This is a genomic window from Pseudomonas sp. S3E17, from assembly GCF_024168685.1.
GTDB lineage: Bacteria > Pseudomonadota > Gammaproteobacteria > Pseudomonadales > Pseudomonadaceae > Aquipseudomonas > Aquipseudomonas marginalis.
In genome coordinates this window covers 4525457-4544794 of sequence record NZ_JALJWE010000001.1, presented here as the reverse complement: position 1 = coordinate 4544794, position 19338 = coordinate 4525457, and the positions used below count along the sequence as shown (strand labels likewise).

Genomic DNA, 19338 nt, shown 5'->3' with positions numbered 1-19338 from the left:
GTGCGTGTATGATACACGCCGTCTACCTAATTAGCTAAATCCGTGGTATCTGAGGCTTTTTTCATGCAGGCGTATCAACGCGATTTCATTCGTTTTGCCATCGATCGCGGGGTTTTGCGCTTCGGTGAGTTCACCCTCAAGTCCGGGCGCACCAGCCCGTATTTCTTCAATGCAGGCTTGTTCAACTCGGGTTCGGCCCTGGCTCAGCTGGGTCGTTTCTACGCGGCAGCCATCGTTGAAAGCGGTATTTCCTTCGACGTGCTGTTTGGCCCGGCCTACAAGGGCATCCCACTGGCGGCTGCAACGGCCGTGGCCCTGGCGGAACATCATGGGCGCGACCTGCCATGGTGCTTCAATCGCAAGGAAGCCAAGGCCCATGGCGAAGGCGGCAGCCTGGTGGGCGCGCCGCTTACAGGCGATGTATTGATCATCGATGACGTGATCACGGCCGGTACGGCTATCCGTGAAGTGATGCAGATCATCGCTTCCCAGGACGGCGCCAAGGCCGCCGGTGTGCTGATCGCGCTGAACCGCCAGGAGCGTGGCAACGGTGAGTTGTCGGCCATCCAGGAAGTGGAGCGTGATTTCGGTATTCCAGTGGTCAGTATCGTGTCGTTGAACCAGGTGCTGCAGTTCCTGGAAGACGACCCGCAACTCAAGCAGCACTTGCCGGCAGTTAAGGCGTATCGCGAGCAGTTCGGCGTTCAGTAATCGCTGAACCATAAAAAAGCCCCGCTCAACCAGGTTGAGCGGGGCTTTTTGTTTTCAGCGTTTTAAGGGCGCTTGCGGTTACTGATCAGCGTGCCCACACCCGTATCGGTGAAGATTTCCAGCAGGATTGCATTCGGTACACGGCCATCCAGGATCAGCGAGCTGCCGACGCCGCCTTGCACCGCCTCCAGTGCGCAACGGATCTTCGGCAACATGCCGCCGTAGATGGTGCCGTCGGCAATCAGCTCGTCCACTTGCTGGGTGGTCAGGCCGGTCAGTACCTTGCCTTCCTTGTCCATAAGGCCGGCGATGTTGGTCAGCAGCATCAGCTTTTCAGCCTTCAATGCTTCGGCCACCTTGCCCGCAACCAAGTCGGCGTTGATGTTATAGGACTCACCGTTGGCACCCACGCCGATCGGCGCGATTACCGGGATGAAGTCACCCTTGACCAGCAGGTTCAGCAGGTCGGTGTTGATGCCGATCACTTCGCCCACCTGGCCGATGTCGATGATTTCCGGCTGGGTCATTTCCGGCGTCTGACGGGTAACGGTCAGTTTTTTCGCACGGATCAGCTCGGCGTCCTTGCCGGTCAGGCCAATGGCGCTGCCGCCGTGGCGGTTGATCAGGTTGACGATGTCTTTGTTCACCTGGCCGCCGAGGACCATCTCCACCACGTCCATGGTCTGCGCGTCAGTGACGCGCATGCCATCGATGAAGTGACTCTCGATCGACAAGCGCTTGAGCAGGTCGCCGATTTGCGGGCCGCCGCCGTGGACCACCACGGGGTTGATCCCCACGGCCTTCATTAACACGATGTCGCGGGCAAAGCCGGTTTTCAGCTCGTCGCTTTCCATGGCATTGCCGCCGTACTTGATCACCAGCGTCTTGCCGACGTAGCGTCGAATGTAAGGCAACGCTTCGGACAGGACCTTGGCGGTGTTGGCAGCGGCTTCGCGTTCGAGGGTCATTCAGGGCTCCGGTAAAAATCAGAACGGTAATTGGAGATCAGGGGCAACACGTTTCAACTGGGCGTGGAACACGTCCTTGATGCGCTGCAACTCAGCCTCGGTATCCGCCTCGAAACGCAGCACCAGCACCGGTGTGGTGTTGGACGCGCGAACCAGGCCCCAGCCCTTGGCGTAATCGACTCGCACACCATCAATGGTGGTCAGGTGGGCGCCTTCACCCCATTGCGCATCGTGCAGTGCGTCAATGATGCTGAATTTGCTCTCCTCGGTCACATGGATATTGATCTCTGGCGTAGAAATATCATTCGGGAAGGTCTGAAACAGCTCTTCGGCGGTGGATTTTTCCTTGCTGAGGATCTCCAGCAGACGGGCGGCGCTGTAAATGCCGTCGTCAAACCCGAACCAGCGCTCCTTGAAGAACACGTGGCCGCTCATTTCACCGGCCAACAGCGCGCCGGTTTCCTTCATTTTCTTTTTGATCAACGAGTGACCGGTCTTCCACATTAGCGGACGGCCGCCATATTCCTTGATCAGCGGGGTGAGGCGGCGGGTGCACTTCACGTCGAAAATGATCTCGGCACCCGGGTTGCGTGCCACCACATCGCGGGCGAACAGCATCAGCAGGCGGTCCGGGAATACGATCTCGCCGGTTTCGGTCACCACGCCTACACGGTCGCCGTCGCCGTCAAAGGCCAGCCCGACGTCAGCACCGGTTTCCTTGACCTTGGCGATCAGGTCCACCAGGTTTTCCGGTTTGCCTGGGTCCGGGTGGTGGTTGGGGAAGTTGCCATCGACCTCGCAGAACAGCGGGATCACTTCGCAGTTCAGGGCTTCGAGCAGCTGCGGGGCGATTACGCCGGCCGCGCCGTTGCCGCAGTCCACCACCACTTTGAGGCGGCGTGCGAGTTTGACGTCGCCGATGATTTCATCAGAGTAGCGCTGCAGGATGTCAACTTTGGTGATGCTGCCTTTGCCGCTGGTCAGGTCGTTGGTCTTCAGGCGGGTGTGCAGGGCCTGGATCTGTTCGTTGGCCAGGGTGTCGCCGGCGATGACGATCTTGAAACCGTTGTAGTCCGACGGGTTATGGCTGCCGGTCAGCATTACCCCGGATTTGCCCGCCAGTACATTGGCGGCGTAGTACAGCGCGGGAGTGGGCACCAGGCCCACATCGCTGACATGGCAGCCACTGTCGGCCAGGCCCTGGATCAGTTGTTCCACCAGTTCCGGGCCGGACAGGCGACCGTCACGACCGACCGAGACGTTCGGCTCGTCCTGGGCCAGGCTCTGGGAGCCAATGGCGCGGCCAATCCAGTAGGCGGTTTCGGCGGTCAGGGTCTTGGGGACTACGCCACGAATGTCATAGGCGCGAAAGATGCTGTCGGGGAATGTCGGGGCTACTCGGGCTGCGGTACTCATCGCGGGGGGAAACTCCATCTCAAGGGGGCAAGGCTGGCCTTAATGTGGCTGACCGGCAGGCTCAAACTGAAGGGTATGACGGTGTTTTCGGCAGAGAGTTCGTGGTGCAAAAGTGCCATCGGAGCTTGGCCCCTGTCTTTATTTCTGCGTAATGCATTGATTTAAAATGGGAAATCTCGCTGATAAAGTCCGCGCATTCTTCATCCTGAAAAGCCTTGCGGGGGCATCGAGCCGGGCAAAGGCGCCCGGCCAGGTTCAGCGTAGTCAGTGACTACCGGAATGCCCAAAACCGCCTGCGCCGCGTTGGGTTTCGTCAAAATCCTGCACCAGTTCGAAGTGCGCCTGCACCACCGGCACCAGTACAAGCTGGGCAATGCGCTCGCCGACAGCGATGTTGAACGCCGTCTGGCCACGATTCCAGCACGACACCATCAACTCGCCTTGGTAGTCCGAGTCGATCAGGCCTACCAGGTTACCCAGCACGATACCGTGTTTGTGGCCCAGGCCGGAGCGCGGCAGGATCAGCGCGGCCAGGCCCGGGTCGCCGACGTAGATCGACAGGCCGGTGGGAATCAGGACGGTCTGACCCGGCTCAAGGACGGTGTCTTGCTTGAGCATGGCGCGCAGGTCCAGGCCGGCGGAACCTGGGGTGGCGTAGGCCGGCAGCGGGAATTCGGTGCCGATGCGGGGGTCGAGGATCTTGGCTTGCAAAGCGTGCATGGAAATTAAACCTGGTTCAGCCGTTGGGCGATAAAAGAGATCAGTTGGCGGGCAATCTTGCCTTTGCTGGTCTGGGCGAAAAGAGTGGCGTGCAGCTCGCGGTCGATCACGCTGCAGGCGTTTTCCTCGCTGTTGAAGCCGATGCTCGGGTTGGCGACATCATTGGCAACGATCAGGTCGAGGTTTTTGTCTTTCAGTTTGCGTGCGGCGTAGTCGAGCAGGTGCTCGGTCTCGGCGGCAAAGCCGACACTGAACGGGCGGTCCGGACGCGTGGCAATGGTGGCCAGGATGTCCGGGTTGCGCACCATTTGCAGGAGCAGGCCGTCGCCGCTCGTAGGGTCTTTCTTGAGCTTTTGCGGGGCGACGACTTCCGGGCGGTAGTCTGCAACCGCTGCCGAAGCGATAAACAGGTCACAGGGAATGGCGGCCTCACAGGCGGCCAGCATGTCCCGGGCGCTGACTACGTCGATTCGCGTGACGCGATCGGGGGTCGGCAAGTGCACCGGACCGGTGATCAGGGTAACGCGTGCACCTGCCTCGACCGCGGCTTCCGCCAAGGCAAAGCCCATTTTTCCTGAGCTATGGTTGGTGATGTAGCGTACCGGGTCGATGTTTTCCTGGGTCGGGCCTGCCGTAATCAGCACGTGCCGGCCGGTCAGAGCCAGGTGCTGGAAGCATTCGGCGGCGCACAATGCCAGGTCGGTGGCTTCGAGCATGCGGCCCATGCCGACATCGCCGCAGGCCTGGCTGCCGGAGGCCGGGCCGAACACCTTGAGGCCACGACTTTGCAGGAGCTGGGTGTTGGCCTGGGTCGCCGGGTCGCGCCACATGGCCTGGTTCATGGCCGGGGCGATGGCGACGGTGGCATCGGTGGCCAGTACCAGGGTGGTCAGCAGGTCATCGGCAATGCCTTGCGCCAGGCGCGCGATCAGGTCGGCGGTGGCAGGGGCGATCAGTACCAGGTCGGCCCACTTGGCCAGTTCGATATGACCCATGGCGGCTTCGGCTGCCGGGTCCAGCAGGTCCAGGTGAACCGGGTGTCCGGACAAGGCCTGCATGGTCAGCGGAGTAATGAACTCACTGCCGCCGCGGGTCATGACCACGCGCACTTCAGCGCCCTGGTCGAGAAGCCTGCGGACCAGCTCTGCGCTCTTGTAGGCGGCAATGCCGCCGCCGACGCCGAGAACGATGCGTTTCCGATACAGACGCTGCATTGGTTTGCCTTTCCAGTTCAGTGAAGCCAGTTCAGTGACGCCTGCGATGCCCCCTCCCCAGGTGAAATCGCACGCAAAAAAGAGGGCCTACGATAACACAGCGCCCGCCCCGCAACAGCGGCGCACATGCACAGGGAGGTGGAATGAGTATTCGTGATTGGCCGGCGGCAGAGCGGCCGCGAGAGAAGCTTTTGGAGTGGGGGGCGTCGAGTCTGTCCGATGCTGAATTGCTGGCGATCTTCCTGCGCACCGGCGTAACCGGCAGGAGCGCGGTGGACCTGGCGCGCCATCTGCTGGCGCAATTTGGCGGTTTGCGCCCGCTGCTGGAAGCCAGCCAGGCGGTGTTCAGCCAGCAATTGGGCTTGGGACCGGCGAAGTTTGCTCAGTTGCAGGCGGTGCTGGAAATGTCCCGACGCCACCTGGCCGAGCGCCTGCGCAGCGATTCGGTGCTGGAAAGCCCGGTGGCCGTGCGCAATTACCTCAAGTCGCTGTTGCGCCATGAGCCCCATGAAGTTTTCGGCTGCCTGTTTCTCGATTCAAAGCATCGGGTGCTGGGGTTCGAAGTGTTGTCCGAGGGGACCATCGACGCTGCCGTGGTCTACCCGCGGCAAGTGGTCAAGCGCGCCCTGGCCTATAACGCGGCGGCGTTGATTTTGTGTCACAACCATCCTTCCGGGATCGCGGAGCCCAGCGCGGCTGATCGAAAATTGACCAAGCTGCTGCAAAAGGCCCTGGAAGTGGTGGATGTGCGGGTACTGGATCACATCATCGTGGGGGACGGTGATCCGTTGTCGATGGCGGAATATGGGTGGATGTAGGACGGAACAGCTGCAAGTCTCAAGCAGGCTTGCAGCTTGCAGCTTAGGGCCTGACGCTGACCTTCGAGAAATCCTGGCGCCCGAACGGGCTCACCTGGTAGCCCTCGACGTTCTTGCGCGCCAGGGCGAACGCCGTCGGGTGCGCCAGCGGCAACCACAGCGCCTGTTGTTGGATCTGCGCCTGGGCCTGCTGGTACAGCTTGCTGCGTACACCTTGTTCGCTGGTGGTCTTGCCGGCGCTGATCAGCTTGTCCAGCGCCGGATCGCAATAGCGGGCGAAGTTGGTGCCGGATTTAACCGCTGCACAGGAAAACTGTGGGGTCAGGAAGTTATCCGGGTCGCCGTTGTCGCCGGCCCAGCCCATGAACAGCAGGTCGTGTTCACCCGCTTTGGCGCGGCGAATCAGCTCGCCCCATTCGATCACGCGGATCTCAGCCTGGATGCCCACCTTGGCCAGGTCCGCCTGCAGCAGTTGCGCGCCGAGGTTCGGGTTAGGGTTCAGCAGGCTGCCGGTGGGGCGCGTCCAGAGGGTGGTCTTGAAGCCGTCCTTAAGGCCGGCACGGTCCAGCAAGGCCTTGGCCTTGGCGAGGTCCTGTGGATAACCCGGCAAGTCTTTGGCGTAGCTCCAGGTATTGGGCGGATACGGGCCGTTGGCGGCTTCGGCGGTGCCTTCAAACACCGCCTTGAGGTAGCTGCCCTTATCGAAGGCCAGGTTGATGGCCTGGCGCACCTCGGGCTTGTCCAGCGGCGGGTGCTGGCTGTTGATGGCCACGAACGCGGTCATGAACGCTGCGGTTTTTTCTACCTTGAGTGCGGGGTCCTTTTCGGCCTCGCCCACATCCAGGGGCTTGGGCGACAGGGCGATCTGGCATTCGTTGCGGTGCAGTTTCTGCAGGCGCACGTTGGCGTCCGGGGTAATGGCGAAGATCAAGTTATCCACAGCCGGTTTGCCGGCGAAATAGTCCGGGTTGGCCTTGTAGCGCACCACGGCATCTTTCTGGAAACGGCTGAAGATGAACGGCCCGGTGCCGATCGGCTGGCTGTTGAGCTTCTCCGGCGTGCCGGCCTTGAGCAGTTTGTCGGCGTATTCCGCCGGGTAGATCGAGGCAAAGCCCATGCTCAGGGCCGCGAGGAAGGTGGAGTCGGCGTGATCCAGGGTAAAGCGCACGGTCAGCGGGTCGAGGGCATCGATCTTCTTGACCAGCGTTGGCAATTGCAGGGACTGGGCGTGGGGGAAGCCGCTCTGGGCGATCTTGTGCCACGGATTGGCCGGGTCGAGCATGCGTTCGAAGCTGAAGCGCACGTCTTCGGCGGTCAGGGTGCGGCTTGGGGTGAAATACTCGGTGCGATGGAATTTCACGTCCGGGTGCAGCTTGAAGGTATAGGTCAGGCCATCCGGCGAGACGTCCCAGCTGTCCGCCAGGCTGGGCACCAGTTTGCCGCTGGCCGCGTCGTAGTCCACCAGGCGGTTCATCAGCACATCGGCCGAGGCGTTGGTGGTGGTCAGCGAGTTGTATTGCACCACATCGAACCCTTCGGGGCTGGCCTCGGTGCAGACGCTCAAGTTGCTGGCGGCAGAGGCCAGCGGCGCGATAAATAGAGGGGCTAGCAATAGCGGTAGGGCAGCGAGGCGCATGTTCGGTTTCCTTTGCAGATCGAAGGCCCATCTGCGAGTGCAGTCTGGAAAAGCCCTACCGTAGTGGTCTGGTTGATAAATGACTAGCCCATTTTTGCCTGTGCTTTTGCCTCAAATGCTGTTTTGATGGCACCCCAGCGCGTTTCGCTGTGCGCTTTACTGCGCACGCGAGCGCTGTAAATCATTCTGTGCGACGAGCGGTCGGCTGTTACAGCGGCCCCTCCTGGCAACGGTTCGGGCGTCTGTCGCCAAGATTTACGCCGGTAAAAATACACGGGCTGTTGTTGCACATGGGTCTTTCTGGTATAAAGCAGCGCTCTTTTCTAGGGGCCCGGTTCCTTCGCTTGTAGGTGTAGCCGGTAAGACCCTAAAGAAACGCGGCGCCTGGCGCCAAATGACTGAGAGATTAAGCGGCCAACCCATGCCGGGTTGGGCATGTGGTTTTAGAGGGCTGAGGCATGTCGAGAGTCTGTCAAGTTACCGGTAAGGGTCCGGTGACTGGGAATAACATTTCCCACGCAAATAACAAAACCCGTCGTCGTTTCCTGCCGAACCTGCAGCATCACCGCTTCTGGGTTGAAGAAGAGAAACGTTTTGTTCGCCTGCGTGTATCTGCCAAAGGCATGCGTATTATCGACAAGCGTGGCATCACTGTCGTGCTGGCCGAAATCCGCGCCGCTGGCAAGATCTAAGGAGCTCTATCATGCGTGAATTGATTCGAATGATCTCTAGCGCCGGTACTGGTCACTTCTACACTACCGACAAGAACAAGCGTACTACCCCGGACAAGCTCGAAAAGAAAATGTTCGACCCGCGCGTTCGCAAGCACGTGATCTACAAAGAAGGCAAAATCAAGTAATTGATTTTCCTCCTTGTGAAAAAGCCCGTATCTCACGATACGGGCTTTTTTTTGCCTGGCGTTTGTTGATCAGGCCTTCTGCTCGAACACCACATAGATCTTGCGGCACGGCTCCAGCACTTCCCAGGTGCCGCTGAAGCCGGCGGGGATCACGAAGCGGTCGCCGGCACGCAAGGTCTTCGCATTGCCCTCGGCGTCGCGCAATACAGAGACGCCTTGCACGATCTCGCAATACTCATGCTCGCTGTAGTTGACCTGCCACTGCCCGACCTCACCTTCCCAGACCCCGGCGTTCATCTGGCCGCACGGGCTGTTGTAATGGTTGTACACCGTTTGTTCGGGATCGCCCTTGAGGATTTTTTCCGCGGCAGGGCGGTAGCGGTCTGGGGCGGTGTTGGCCTGGCTGAAGTCGACGATGTCCTGGATGCTCATGTGCGTGTCCCGTCTGGCCTGCGGTTGGAGAGCCCAAAGTCTATGTTTATTAAAATGAACATCGCAAGGGCGTTTACCGCGGTTATGTCAAATATATTGAAACATCCCTGGCCGCTGGTTTAGGGTGGCAGCTGCCTTTGAGCCGAACAGCTGGCTGGCGGGCAAGCATTCTTTGAGGCTGCCGGGGGACATCGCCTGGCCCTTGTATTCAATAAGAGGAGGACACTCGCATGACCACCCTGACCCGTGCCGACTGGGAACAACGCGCCAAGGACCTGAAGATCGAAGGCCGCGCCTACATCAATGGCGAATACACCGCTGCTGTTTCCGGCGACACCTTCGAATGCATCAGCCCGGTCGATGGCCGCCTGCTCACCAGCGTAGCCAGTTGTGACGCCGCCGACGCCCAGCGCGCCGTAGAAAATGCCCGCGCCACCTTCAATTCCGGTGTCTGGTCGCGCCTGGCGCCGGCCAAACGCAAAGCCACCATGATCCGTTTCGCCGCGCTGCTCAAGGCCAATGCCGAAGAACTGGCGCTGCTCGAAACCCTGGATATGGGCAAGCCGATCAGTGACTCCCTGAACATTGACGTACCCGGCGCGGCAAATGCCCTGAGCTGGAGCGGCGAGGCAATCGACAAGATCTACGACGAAGTCGCTGCCACCCCCCACGATCAGTTGGGTCTGGTGACCCGCGAGCCGGTCGGCGTGGTGGGTGCCATCGTGCCGTGGAACTTCCCGCTGATGATGGCCTGCTGGAAACTCGGCCCGGCGCTGTCCACCGGTAACTCGGTTATCCTCAAGCCGTCCGAAAAATCCCCACTCACCGCCATCCGCATCGCGGCCCTGGCCGTTGAAGCCGGTATTCCGAAAGGCGTGTTCAACGTGCTGCCGGGCTACGGCCACACCGTCGGCAATGCGCTGGCGCTGCACATGGACGTCGACACACTGGTGTTCACCGGTTCGACCAAGATCGCCAAGCAACTGTTGATTCGCTCCGGTGAGTCGAACATGAAGCGCGTCTGGCTGGAGGCCGGCGGCAAGAGCCCGAACATCGTTTTTGCCGATGCTCCGAACCTGCAAGCCGCCGCCGAATCCGCTGCCAGCGCCATCGCCTTCAACCAGGGTGAAGTCTGCACTGCCGGTTCGCGCCTGCTGGTGGAACGTTCGATCAAGGACACCTTCCTGCCGCTGGTGATCGAGGCCCTCAAGGGCTGGAAGCCCGGCAACCCGCTGGATCCGGCGACCAACGTCGGAGCCCTGGTGGACACCCAGCAGATGAACACCGTGCTGTCGTACATCGAAGCCGGCCACACTGACGGCGCCAAGTTGGTGGCGGGTGGCAAGCGCATCCTGGAAGAGACGGGCGGCACCTACGTCGAGCCGACGATTTTCGACGGTGTAACCAACGCCATGAGAATCGCCCAGGAAGAGATCTTCGGCCCGGTGCTGTCGGTGATTACCTTTGACGGCGCCGAAGAAGCGATCAAGATCGCCAACGACACCCAATACGGCCTCGCCGCTGCGGTGTGGACATCGGACATTTCCAAGGCGCACCTCACCGCCAAGGCCCTGCGTGCCGGCAGCGTGTGGGTCAACCAATACGACGGCGGCGACATGACCGCACCGTTTGGCGGCTTCAAGCAGTCGGGTAATGGTCGCGACAAGTCGCTGCATGCGTTCGACAAGTACACCGAGCTGAAGGCGACCTGGATCAAGCTCTAAGCAACACCGCAGGCAAATGTGGGAGGGGGCTTGCCCCCGATAGCAGTGTGTCAGGCACTAACAGTGCTCAATGATCCACCGCAATCGGGAGCAAGCCCCCTCCCACACTGTTTTGTGTGAACCCATGATTATCCACAGGAGCGTGGCAATGCGTTGGGCGACCTATTTCGCCGTCCTGGCCTCGGTGCTCAGTGTCGGCCTGGCCCTCGGCGTCAGCATGCCGCTGGTCTCCCTGCGCCTGGAGGGCTGGGGCTACGGCAGTTTCGCGATTGGCGTAATGGCCGCCATGCCGGCCTTTGGCGTATTGCTTGGCGCCAAGGTCTCCAGCCGCCTGGCCGCCTGGCTCGGCACCGCGAATCTCATGCGTCTGTGCCTGTGGGCTGGCGCGGTATCCATCGGTTTGCTGGCCATTCTGCCCAGCTACCCGATATGGCTGGCGTTGCGCCTGATGATCGGGGTGATCCTGACCATCGTGTTTATCCTCGGTGAAAGCTGGATCAACCAGTTGGTGGTGGAGCAGTGGCGTGGCCGGCTGGTGGCGCTGTATGGCTGCAGTTATGCCTTGAGCCAGCTCTCGGGCCCGTTGCTGCTGGGCCTGATCGGTACCGACCATGACTATGGTTTCTGGGTTGGCGTTGGCCTGCTGGTGGTGGCTCCGCTGGCATTGCTGGGTCGCTCTGGTGCGCCCAGTGCCGAATCGTTCAGCGTGACCTTCGCAGACCTGTGGCGCTTCTGCCTGAGCCTGCCGGCGATTGCCTGGGCGGTGGCGCTGTTCGCCGCGTTTGAGGCGATGATCCTGACGCTGCTGCCGGTGTATTGCCTGCAACAGGGATTCACTGCCGAAATTGCCCTGGCGATGGTCAGCACGGTGGTGGTCGGTGACGCGCTGCTGCAACTGCCCATCGGTGCGCTGGCGGATTATCTGCCACGACGCACGCTGTTTTTGAGTTGCGCACTGCTGTTGCTGGCATCGAGCCTGGCGATTCCGTTGCTGATGCACACGCTGCTGATCTGGCCAATATGGGTGCTGTTCGGCGCCAGTGCCGGCGGGTTGTTCACGTTGTCGCTGATTCTGATCGGCGAGCGTTATCGTGACGATGCGCTGGTGCGTGCCAATGCCCACATCGCGCAGTTATGGGGCATCGGTTGCCTGATCGGCCCGCTTGTGGCCGGCGCCGGCAGCCAATGGATCAGCGGGCACGCGCTGCCGTGGCTGATGGCGGCCGGGGCCTTGGGTTTGGTGGTGCTGTTGCTGCGCCAAGGCGCATTCGGTGCTGCTCAGCCCGCTTGATCCGCGCTGTTCCTAGAGCATGCGCTCCAGGCCGACCGAGGTGGCGAACCAGGCATTGAACCGTCGCCACCAACTGCCCGGCTCACGGGTCAGGGTGTGCAGTTGGCCGTTGTCCTCGGTCACCCATACCACGTTGCCGTCCTGCAGTTTCGCCTCGTAGCTCAGGGCCGGCGCCATGCCTTGCAGGGCGAGATTGCGCACGTGTTCCGCCAGTTCGGGGCTGTCCACCAGCACGCCGACCTCGGTGTTCCACAGCACGGAGCGCGGGTCGAAATTGAAAGAGCCGACAAACGATTTTTGCCGATCAAAGATCATCGCCTTACTGTGCAGGCTCGAGTCCGAGCCGCGGAACGTGCCTCGACGAAACAGGTGCGGGCCGCTGCCGCCGTCGTCACCCGGTTGGCGGCGCAGCTCGTAGAGTTTTACCCCGTGCTCCAGCAACGCCTTGCGGTACGGTGCGTAGCCGCCATGTACGGCAGGCACGTCGGTGGCTTCAAGGGAGTTGGTCAACAAGCTCACCGATACGCCCGCGTCGGCGCGCCCCGTCAGGTACACCAGGCCGGGCTGTCCCGGCACGAAGTACGCCGAGATCATCATCAGTTCATGGTTGACGCCTTCCAGTTCCGGGGCCAGTTGCGTGGTCAGCAGCAGGTGCGGGTCCGGGTCGGCCTTGGACAGCACCTTGCTGGGTGCGTCCCACAGCGCCTGGTTCCAGGCCCAGATCAGTTCGCGGCGCCAGATGTCCATGCGCGGCTGGGTCTGATAGGTGCGCAGGCGTGCATACAACGCGTGCTTCTGCTGGCGCGACTCGGCCAGCGACGCCTCCAGGCCCAGGCGCGCGGCGGCCAAGTCACCTTTGGAGGGCATATTGGAGACAAAATCATCAATGGGTTTGCTCAGGGCGCTGTTCCAGTACTGATCGAAACTGTGCCCGAGTTGCTCGGCCACCGGCCCGACGCTGAGCATGTCGATATCGGTGAAGTTCAGGTTGGGCTCGGCGTCGAAATACTCATCCCCCAGGTTGCGCCCACCGACGATGGCCACGCTGTTGTCCGCCAGCCACAGCTTGTTGTGCATGCGCCGGTGTTGCAGGGACAGGTTGAACAGGCGGCCCATGGCTCGCGTCACACCGGTGCTGCGTCCCAGGTGCAGGGGGTTGAACAGGCGAATCTCGATCTTGGGGTGGGCGGCGAGGGTGGCGATGATCTGGTCGAGGCCGTCGCTGGTGGTGTCATCCAGCAGGATGCGCACGCGCACGCCACGGTCGGCGGCCTTGAGCAGTTCATCCACCAGCATCCGCGTGCTGATGCCGTCGTGGACGATGTAGTACTGCAGGTCAAGGCTGGTCTGGGCATTGCGGATCAGCTCGGCGCGGGCCATGAAGGCTTCGCTGCTGTTGGGCAGCAGGCGAAAACCTGAACGGCCCTGGTAAGGCGCGGCCTGGGCCTGGATCGAGCGGCCGAACGACGATTGGGCGGCCGGCAGGGCGTCGCTGGGTATGCGCGGGGTACTCACCGTGGCGCAGCCGCTCAGGGCCAGGGCTCCCAGCAGGAAAAACGGTAAAAGCCGTCGAATCATCAAGGGAGTCGTGTCCAGGTCAGGGCGGTTGTCGACATATGACGGCGATTTCTCGCGAAAGGTCAGTCCACCGTTTCGGCCAGCATCTTGATCGCGGCAGCGCCGACTTTGCGCACGGCCTCTTCAATCTGTGGGGTGGGCTTGGCAGCGTAGTTCATGCGCAGGCAGTTACGGTACTTGCCCGACGCGGAAAAGATGCTTCCCACAGCCACCTGTACGCCTTGTTCAACCAGTGCGCGGTTGAGCTTGAGGGTGTCGAAACCTTCCGGCAGTTCTATCCACAGCATGAAGCTGCCTTGTGGGCGGCTGGCACGGGTGCCGGCCGGGAAGTAGCGGCTGACCCAGTCGAGCATCAGGTCGCGATTACGCTGATATTGTGTGCGCATCCGTCGCAAATGCGGTTCGAAATGACCCCCTTTGAGAAACTCGGCAATTGCGATCTGCGGCTGCGTGGCGGTGGAGCCGGTGCTGATGTACTTCATGTGCAGCACCCGCTCCAGGTACCGGCCCGGAGCCACCCAGCCAATGCGCAGGCCTGGCGCCAGGGTCTTGGAGAACGAACTGCACAGCAGCACCCGGCCGTCTTCGTCGAAGGATTTGATGGTGCGCGGGCGTGGGTAGCTGTAGGCCAGTTCGCCATACACATCGTCTTCGATGATCGCCACGTCAAAGCGCTGGGCCAGGGTCAGCAATGCGCGTTTGCGCGCTTCCGGCATGATGTAGCCCAGGGGGTTATTGCAGTTGGGGGTCAGCTGGATGACCTTGATCGGCCACTGTTCCAGTGCCAGTTCCAGGGCTTCGAGGCTGATGCCGGTGATCGGGTCGGTGGGGATTTCCAGGGCTTTCATGCCCAGGCCCTTGAGGGTCTGCATGGCCCCGTGGAAGCTGGGCGAGTCCACCGCGACGATATCGCCCGGCTCGCAGATGGCGTGGATGCTGGCGGACAGCGCCTCGTGGCAGCCGGTGGTAATCACGATGTCCTCGGCCGTCAGTTGGCAGCCGGAATCCAATGACAGCCGGGCGATTTGCTCGCGCAGTTCCATACAGCCGAGGATACTGTCGTAATACAGTCCGGGCCGATCCTGGCGCCGGCTGACGCGAGCCAGGCTGCGCAGCAGGGGCTTGAGGGTGGGCGACAATACATCCGGCATGCCGCGACCCATCTGTATGACGTCTTTGCGCGGGACTGCGCGAATCAATTCCAGCACCTGGTCCCACTGCGAGATTTCCACCGGACGCTGGGCCGGGCGGCCGACCTCCGGCAGTGCCGGCAACTCCCGACCTACCGGTACAAAGTAGCCGGACTTGGGCTTGGGCATCGCCAGGCCGTTGTCTTCCAGCAATCGATACGCCTGCTGCACGGTGCTCAGGCTGACCCCGTGCTCCACGCTCAAGGCGCGTACGGAGGGGAGTCGATCGCCAGGGCGATAGAACCCCTGTTCGATGCGCGTGCCCAGCAATTCGGCGAGGTTGACGTAAAGCGTCATGTCGGTCGCTCCAGGTGACCAGTACAGATAAGGGGAAAATACAGGATTCAGCGGCCTAAAGGCAGTGTCTGTATGGATTTAATAAAGGTTGGTTGAATCTGTAATGGTTTTGCCAGCTCGCCCATTCTGGTCACTCATGGCAACAAGCAAATGAGGGGCAGCAAAATGAACGGCATGAGTGATGTGCGGCTGACGTTACACAGTCAGGAATTGCAGGCTGGGCAGGAGCGGGCGACGTCGCCGCGCGAGATCAGCCGCTGGAGCCTGTTCTGGCACCGCCGCCATACGCGCAAGGCCTTGCTGCACTTGACCGGCGAGCAATTGCGCGACGTGGGGTTGAGCGCAGAGCAGGCCCGCCAGGAAGGCTTGAAACCCTTCTGGCGCGATTGATCAGACCAGCTCTTTGAGGCGGTGCCAGAGCATTCCCAAGGCCAGCAGCGGCGAGCGCAGGTGCTTGCCGCCGGGGAAGGTGATGTGCGGCACCTGGGAGAACAGGTCAAAACGTCCCTGCTGCTGGCCACTGATGGCTTCGGCCAGCAGCTTGCCCGCCAGGTGCGTGGCGTTGAGGCCGTGGCCTGCGTAGGCCTGGGCGTAATACACATTGGGCTGGTCCGCCAGGCGGCCGATCTGCGGCAGGCGGTTGGCGCCGATGCCGATCATGCCGCCCCATTGGTAATCGATCTTCACGTCGGCCAGCTGGGGGAACACCTGCAGCATCTTTGGCCGCATGTAGGCGCCGATGTCCTTGGGGTCGCGTCCGGAGTAGTGGCAGGCGCCGCCAAACAGGAGGCGGCGGTCGGCGGACAGCCGGAAGTAATCCACCGTCACGCGCTGGTCACACACCGCCATGTTCTGCGGTAGCAGGTTGGCGGCTTGCGCCTGGCTCAAGGGCTCGGTGGCGATGATGTAGCTGCCGGCGGGCAGCACCTTGCCGCTCAATTGCGGATTCAGTCCATTGAGGTAGGCATTGCAAGCCAGTACCAGGGTCTTGGCGCGCACAGTGCCTTGGGCGGTGTGCACCTTGACCTCGGGGCCGTAGTCGATGCGCGTAACTTGCGACTGTTCGAACAACTGCACACCCCATTGCTGCGCGGCGGCGGCTTCGCCGAGAGCCAGGTTCAATGGATGCAGGTGGCCGGAACCCATGTCGATCATGCCGCCCACATAGCGGTCGGAGCCGATGACGCTGCCCATGTCGCTCGCTTGCAGCAGGCGCACTTCGTGGCGATAGCCCAGGCTGCGCAGTTCTTCGGCATCTCCTGCCAGACCTTGCAGGTCGCGAGGCTTGTTGGCCAGGTCGCAGTAGCCCCAGGTCAGGTCGCAGGGGATTTGGTAGCGTTCGACGCGGTCACGCACGATTTCCACGGCTTCCAGGCCCATCAGCTTCATTTGGCGCACGCCATCGGTGCCGATTACGTTGGTGAACTGCTCCAGGCCATGACCGACGCCGCGAATCAACTGACCGCCATTGCGCCCGCTGGCGCCCCAGGCGATCTTGCGCGCCTCCAGCAGCACCACGCTGAAGCCGCGCTCCGCCAGCTCCAGGGCCGTGTTGAGCCCGGAGAAACCGCCGCCGATCACGCACACCTCGGTGCTCACTTCGCCCGTCAGCGCTGGGTAATCGGGTTGCGGTACTCTGCTGGCGGCGTAGTAGGAAGCGGTGTGCCGGGCGCTGGCGGTCATGGGGAGCATCCCTGTTTGGAAAATTTGACGCAGGATACAGCGGTCGGACGAAGCTGTCTGCGCAGGGCGTTTTGCGTCAGAATCCAGGTCTATTCGCCGTTCGGTACCTGTTTCGATGAGTTGCAACAGTCAGAAAATCAGCGCGCTGCGCCGTCAGATTCCTTCGTTCGAGTGCGTCCCCGGCTGCCACGACTGCTGTGGGCCGGTCACCACTTCGCCCGAAGAGATGTCGCGCCTGCCACGCAAGACCGCTGCCGAGCAGGACGCCGCAATGGACGAGCTGAACTGTGTGCACCTGGGCCCCCACGGCTGCACCGTGTATGACGAGCGGCCGCTGATCTGTCGGCTGTTCGGTACCACGAAGACCTTGCCATGCCCCAATGGGCGGGGGCCGGTGGAGCTGATTCATCCACGGGTGGAAAAGCAGATCCATGAATACATGGCGAGCACCCGGCAGGTGCTGGTTTAATCGGGAATAGGCAAGTTGAGGCTCTCCTTGACCTCTTCCATCACGATATAGCTCTTCGATTCCCGCACATGGGGCAACTTGAGCAGGATGTCGCCGAGCAATTTGCGGTACGAGGCCATCTCGGAAATTCGCGCTTTCACCAGGTAGTCGAAGTCCCCCGACACCAGGTGGCACTCCAGCACATGGGGCAGTTTGAGCACGGCGCGGCGGAACTCTTCAAAGGTGTCGCCGGATTTGTAATCGAGGCTGATCTCGACAAATACCAGCAAACTTCCCTTCAAGTGCTGTGGGTTGAGCCGTGCGTTGTAGCCCATGATGATCCCCTCGCGCTCCAGCCGCCGCACCCGCTCGGTACACGGCGTGGTGGACAGCCCGACCTTTTCCCCCAGCTCGGTGAACGAAATTCGCCCATCGGTTTGCAGGATGCGCAGGATGTTGCGGTCGATCTTGTCCAGCTCCCGCTTGGTCTGGGTGTTGGTACGCATAGGGGATACGCCTCTGTAAAAAGGGTTTTTGCCGAGAATTGTCGCCAAATATAGGCATTTATATAGTGAAATGCACTGGCGATTGCTTTTTATACTGCGCCCATCATTGCTTGAATAACACACGTCAGCGGCCAAGCCCGCGATGAGGGTATAAAAATGCGCGTTCTGGTCTTAGGTAGCGGCGTCATTGGTGTGACCAGTGCCTACTATTTGGCGCGGGCCGGCTTTGAAGTCGTCGTGGTCGACCGTCAGCCGGCTGCTGCCATGGAAACCAGTTTCGCCAATGCCGGCCAGGTGTCCCCTGGCTACGCTTCGCCATGGGCCGCGCCGGGCGTGCCGCTCAAGGCCATCAAGTGGTTGCTGCAACGCCACGCGCCGTTGGCGATCAAGGCCACGGCGGATATTGACCAGTACCTGTGGATGGCGCAGATGCTGCGCAACTGCACCGCCAGCCGTTATGCGGTGAACAAGGAGCGCATGGTGCGCCTGTCCGAGTACAGCCGTGACTGCCTCGACGAATTACGTGCGGAAACTGGTATCGCCTACGAAGGCCGCAGCCTCGGGACTACCCAGTTGTTCCGTACCCAGGCTCAGTTGGATGGTGCCGCCAAGGACATCGCCGTGTTGAAAGAGTCCGGTGTGCCGTTCGAGCTGCTCGACCGCGCCGGTATTGCCCGTGTTGAACCGGCCCTGGCCAGCGTCACCGATATCCTCGCCGGTGCCCTGCGCCTGCCCAACGACCAGACCGGCGACTGCCAGATGTTCACCACCCGCCTGGCCGAGATGTGCAAGCAGTTGGGTGTGGAGTTTCGCTTCGAACAGGACATCCAGCGTCTCGACTACGCCGGCGAGCGCGTCAACGGCGTGTGGATCGACGGCAAGCTGGAAACCGCCGACCGCTACGTGCTGGCCCTCGGCAGCTACTCGCCGAAGCTGCTCAAGCCGCTGGGGATCAAGGCGCCGGTGTACCCGCTCAAGGGCTACTCGCTGACCGTGCCGATTACCAACTCAGCGATGGCGCCGACGTCGACCATTCTCGACGAGACCTACAAGGTCGCCATCACCCGTTTCGACAACCGCATCCGTGTCGGCGGCATGGCTGAAATAGCCGGTTTTGACCTGTCGCTTAACCCGCGTCGGCGTGAAACCCTGGAGATGATCGTCAACGACCTTTATCCTCAGGGCGGCGATCTGGCCGAAGCCACGTTCTGGACCGGCCTGCGCCCGACCACACCCGACGGCACGCCGATTGTCGGTGCCACGCCGTTCAAGAACCTATTCCTCAACACCGGCCATGGCACCCTCGGTTGGACCATGGCGTGCGGCTCCGGTCGCTTGCTGGCCGACCTGATGGCGAAGAAAACGCCGCAGATCAGCGCCGAAGGCCTCGATATTTCCCGTTATGGCAACCACCAGGAGTCCGCAAAACATGTCAATCCAGCGCCAGCTCACCAATGAGCGCATGAGCCAGATCGTCGTTCACAGCGGTACCGTGTATCTGGCCGGGCAAGTCGGTGACGACATGAACGCCGGGATCGAACAGCAGACCCGTGAAACCCTGGCCAATATCGAGCGTTTGCTGGACCTGGCCGGCACCGACAAAACCAAGCTGTTGTCGGTGACGGTCTACCTGAAAGACATCGACGCCGATTTCGCCGGCATGAACGCGGTGTGGGACAAGTGGCTGCCCAAAGGCGTCGCCCCGGCCCGCGCCACGGTTGAGGCCAAGCTGTGCGAACCGGAAATCCTGGTAGAGCTGTCCGTCGTGGCCGCGCTGCCTTAAACAACGCTCCCTCTCCCGGTGCTGACGCTGTTGGTCGGCGCCGGTTTTTCTTCACTTTGCCGCC

At 61.5% G+C, this 19338-nt stretch carries 19 protein-coding genes and 1 pseudogene; 10 read left to right on the top strand and 10 right to left on the bottom strand.

Annotated features, from left to right (window positions below; genetic code table 11):
• Positions 1-63 precede the first annotated feature (63 nt).
• Positions 64-711 (top strand): orotate phosphoribosyltransferase, encoded by a 648-nt coding sequence (gene pyrE / locus J3D60_RS20575; protein ID WP_027608288.1) that lies wholly within the window; start codon positions 64-66, stop codon positions 709-711.
• A gap of 62 nt (positions 712-773) precedes the next feature.
• Here pyrE and argB read toward each other — a convergent pair whose 3' ends face one another.
• The 4 genes and pseudogenes from argB to coaBC form a co-directional block, all read right to left on the bottom strand.
• Positions 774-1679, bottom strand: a complete 906-nt coding sequence (gene argB / locus J3D60_RS20570; protein ID WP_015886532.1) for an acetylglutamate kinase — start codon at positions 1677-1679, stop codon at positions 774-776.
• An 18-nt stretch (positions 1680-1697) separates the two neighbouring features.
• Positions 1698-3119: pseudogene (locus J3D60_RS20565) on the bottom strand (phosphomannomutase/phosphoglucomutase); the annotation flags it as partial.
• A gap of 240 nt (positions 3120-3359) precedes the next feature.
• Complete coding sequence (gene dut / locus J3D60_RS20560; RefSeq protein WP_027608290.1) at positions 3360-3815, bottom strand: dUTP diphosphatase; 456 nt, start codon at positions 3813-3815, stop codon at positions 3360-3362.
• A gap of 5 nt (positions 3816-3820) precedes the next feature.
• Positions 3821-5029 carry a bifunctional phosphopantothenoylcysteine decarboxylase/phosphopantothenate--cysteine ligase CoaBC gene (gene coaBC, locus J3D60_RS20555; protein WP_027608291.1) on the bottom strand — a complete coding sequence of 403 codons (1209 nt, stop codon included), beginning with the start codon at positions 5027-5029 and terminating at the stop codon, positions 3821-3823.
• A 143-nt stretch (positions 5030-5172) separates the two neighbouring features.
• On the opposite strand from coaBC, the gene radC reads away from it, so the two are divergent.
• Positions 5173-5847 (top strand): DNA repair protein RadC, encoded by a 675-nt coding sequence (gene radC, locus J3D60_RS20550; RefSeq protein ID WP_065937992.1) that lies wholly within the window; start codon positions 5173-5175, stop codon positions 5845-5847.
• Positions 5848-5890: 43 nt separating this feature from the next.
• Here radC and J3D60_RS20545 read toward each other — a convergent pair whose 3' ends face one another.
• Positions 5891-7483 carry an ABC transporter substrate-binding protein gene (locus J3D60_RS20545; protein WP_253492622.1) on the bottom strand — a complete coding sequence of 531 codons (1593 nt, stop codon included), beginning with the start codon at positions 7481-7483 and terminating at the stop codon, positions 5891-5893.
• A 458-nt stretch (positions 7484-7941) separates the two neighbouring features.
• Here J3D60_RS20545 and rpmB point away from each other — a divergent pair, with 458 nt between their 5' ends.
• Together rpmB and rpmG are read left to right on the top strand one after the other, a co-directional pair.
• On the top strand, positions 7942-8175 hold the full coding sequence (rpmB, locus tag J3D60_RS20540; protein ID WP_003176907.1) for a 50S ribosomal protein L28: 234 nt from the start codon (positions 7942-7944) through the stop codon (positions 8173-8175).
• Between the two features lie 11 nt (positions 8176-8186).
• A complete protein-coding gene (gene rpmG / locus J3D60_RS20535) occupies positions 8187-8342 on the top strand; it encodes a 50S ribosomal protein L33 (protein WP_003176906.1) in 156 nt (51 codons plus the stop codon).
• Between the two features lie 69 nt (positions 8343-8411).
• Here rpmG and J3D60_RS20530 read toward each other — a convergent pair whose 3' ends face one another.
• Positions 8412-8774 carry a cupin domain-containing protein gene (locus tag J3D60_RS20530; protein WP_027608294.1) on the bottom strand — a complete coding sequence of 121 codons (363 nt, stop codon included), beginning with the start codon at positions 8772-8774 and terminating at the stop codon, positions 8412-8414.
• A 230-nt stretch (positions 8775-9004) separates the two neighbouring features.
• Here J3D60_RS20530 and J3D60_RS20525 point away from each other — a divergent pair, with 230 nt between their 5' ends.
• Both J3D60_RS20525 and J3D60_RS20520 read left to right on the top strand, forming a co-directional pair.
• Positions 9005-10498: an aldehyde dehydrogenase gene (locus tag J3D60_RS20525; RefSeq protein WP_027608295.1), complete on the top strand. Its 1494-nt coding sequence runs from the start codon at positions 9005-9007 to the stop codon at positions 10496-10498.
• A gap of 148 nt (positions 10499-10646) precedes the next feature.
• Positions 10647-11789 carry an MFS transporter gene (locus tag J3D60_RS20520; protein WP_065937994.1) on the top strand — a complete coding sequence of 381 codons (1143 nt, stop codon included), beginning with the start codon at positions 10647-10649 and terminating at the stop codon, positions 11787-11789.
• Between the two features lie 12 nt (positions 11790-11801).
• On the opposite strand, the gene J3D60_RS20515 is transcribed toward J3D60_RS20520, so the two are convergent.
• Both J3D60_RS20515 and J3D60_RS20510 read right to left on the bottom strand, forming a co-directional pair.
• The gene (locus J3D60_RS20515; protein ID WP_065937995.1) at positions 11802-13367 is read right to left on the bottom strand and encodes a phospholipase D family protein; all 1566 of its coding nucleotides are present in this window, start codon (positions 13365-13367) and stop codon (positions 11802-11804) included.
• A 62-nt stretch (positions 13368-13429) separates the two neighbouring features.
• Positions 13430-14854, bottom strand: coding sequence for a PLP-dependent aminotransferase family protein (locus J3D60_RS20510; protein WP_253492620.1), 1425 nt, complete (start codon positions 14852-14854; stop codon positions 13430-13432).
• A gap of 165 nt (positions 14855-15019) precedes the next feature.
• Here J3D60_RS20510 and J3D60_RS20505 point away from each other — a divergent pair, with 165 nt between their 5' ends.
• Positions 15020-15244 carry a DUF1127 domain-containing protein gene (locus tag J3D60_RS20505; RefSeq protein WP_092488214.1) on the top strand — a complete coding sequence of 75 codons (225 nt, stop codon included), beginning with the start codon at positions 15020-15022 and terminating at the stop codon, positions 15242-15244.
• Here J3D60_RS20505 and J3D60_RS20500 read toward each other — a convergent pair whose 3' ends face one another.
• Positions 15245-16537, bottom strand: coding sequence for an FAD-binding oxidoreductase (locus J3D60_RS20500; RefSeq protein WP_253492617.1), 1293 nt, complete (start codon positions 16535-16537; stop codon positions 15245-15247).
• 115 nt (positions 16538-16652) lie between these two features.
• On the opposite strand from J3D60_RS20500, the gene J3D60_RS20495 reads away from it, so the two are divergent.
• The gene (locus tag J3D60_RS20495; protein WP_065926704.1) at positions 16653-17006 is read left to right on the top strand and encodes a YkgJ family cysteine cluster protein; all 354 of its coding nucleotides are present in this window, start codon (positions 16653-16655) and stop codon (positions 17004-17006) included.
• Here J3D60_RS20495 and J3D60_RS20490 read toward each other — a convergent pair.
• On the bottom strand, positions 17003-17491 hold the full coding sequence (locus J3D60_RS20490; RefSeq protein WP_003176896.1) for an Lrp/AsnC ligand binding domain-containing protein: 489 nt from the start codon (positions 17489-17491) through the stop codon (positions 17003-17005). The two genes, J3D60_RS20495 and J3D60_RS20490, sit on opposite strands and share 4 nt — an antisense overlap.
• 156 nt (positions 17492-17647) lie before the next feature.
• Here J3D60_RS20490 and dadA point away from each other — a divergent pair, with 156 nt between their 5' ends.
• Positions 17648-18949 (top strand): D-amino acid dehydrogenase, encoded by a 1302-nt coding sequence (gene dadA / locus J3D60_RS20485; RefSeq protein ID WP_253492615.1) that lies wholly within the window; start codon positions 17648-17650, stop codon positions 18947-18949.
• Positions 18921-19274 (top strand): RidA family protein, encoded by a 354-nt coding sequence (locus J3D60_RS20480; protein ID WP_253492613.1) that lies wholly within the window; start codon positions 18921-18923, stop codon positions 19272-19274. Before dadA ends, J3D60_RS20480 begins: the two co-directional genes overlap by 29 nt.
• The last annotated feature ends 64 nt before the right edge of the window (positions 19275-19338 follow it).